At 63.1% G+C, this 1,134-nt stretch carries 3 protein-coding genes; all 3 read left to right on the top strand.

Features of this window, described 5'->3' with window-relative positions:
* The coding region (locus VFZ66_24085; GenBank protein ID HEX6292289.1) for a hypothetical protein at positions 1–352 on the top strand (352 nt) is incomplete at its 5' end.
* Positions 353–358: 6 nt separating this feature from the next.
* Positions 359–820 (top strand): DUF6644 family protein, encoded by a 462-nt coding sequence (locus VFZ66_24080; protein HEX6292288.1) that lies wholly within the window; start codon positions 359–361, stop codon positions 818–820.
* On the top strand, positions 820–1,134 hold a 315-nt coding region (locus tag VFZ66_24075), incomplete at its 3' end, for a hypothetical protein (GenBank protein HEX6292287.1). The genes VFZ66_24080 and VFZ66_24075, both read left to right, overlap by 1 nt.

Raw genomic sequence — 1,134 nt, 5'->3', positions numbered from 1 at the left:
GCAGGATCCGAACGCGGTGTGGACCGAGATCACCAGCCGCTATCTGCACGTCATCCCGCATCCTGAGCTTTCGTGGTGGGCGGTACGCGTGCAGCTCGTGAACTCGCCGGGCTACATGGTGAACTACGGTCTCGGTGCAGTCGTGACGGCTGATCTGCGGCAGCGGATTGCGACGCAGCTCGGTCCGTTCGATACAGGCGACGAGCGCTGGTTCGCGTGGCTGTCGCAGAATCTGCTGAGCTCGGGACAGACGCACGAGACAGCCCAGCTGCTGCGCGGATTCCTCGGCCGCCCCGTTTCGCCGCAGGCGCTGCTCACCGAGATCGGCAGAATGCAAAAGAAGAAGAACTGAGGAAACGTGCTGCAAGAGACTGCTGTCTACCTGCTCGGCAATGTCCCTGGGCTGCCGCCGATCGTGCAGACGGTTCATCTGCTCGGCATCGCGGTCATCATGAGCTCGGTCGTATTGCTCGACTTGCGCGTCCTCGGCCTCGCGCTGCCGAGCCAGGAGGTGCAGGAGCTCACGCGGCGCGTGATGCCGTGGGTGTGGTGGACGCTGCCGGTCATGTTGCTGTCGGGTTTGCCGTTCGTCTGCGCGCGGCCGCAGCGCTATTTCACGAACCCCGTATTTGGCTTGAAGTTCGCGCTGCTGCTGCCGGCCATCGCGCTCGCGGCGCTGCTGCACTTCAACGGCATTCGCAAGCCTGACAACTGGGGAACCAAGCTGATCGCAGCGGTCTCGCTGCTGCTGTGGATCGGCGTCGTGCTCGCGGGTCGCTGGATCGCGTACGTCGACTATCTGTTTCCGCCGGAAGAGTGATGCAGCTCGAGGAGTTCTGGACCTGGCTCGAGATGACGCCGCTCGCTGCGCGCATCGGCGAGAGCGCGTGGTTTCCGTTTCTCGAATCCATCCACGTGCTGAGCGCGATGTTCGTCGTCGGCACCGTGTTGATGATGGACTTGCGGCTGCTCGGCTGGTCAGCGCGCCGCTATTCCGTGACGGCGATCACAGATGAAGTCGTGCCGTGGGCTTGGGGCGCATTCGTCATCGCAGTTGTGGCAGGCGTTGGATTGCTGTTGCCGCGCGCGAGCTGGTACGTAGCAAATCCTGCTTTTCTCACGAAGGTAGTTCTG

It is taken from the genome of Herpetosiphonaceae bacterium, assembly GCA_036374795.1.
Lineage (GTDB): Bacteria > Chloroflexota > Chloroflexia > Chloroflexales > Kallotenuaceae > LB3-1.
This window is presented reverse-complemented; position numbering and strand designations above follow the sequence as displayed.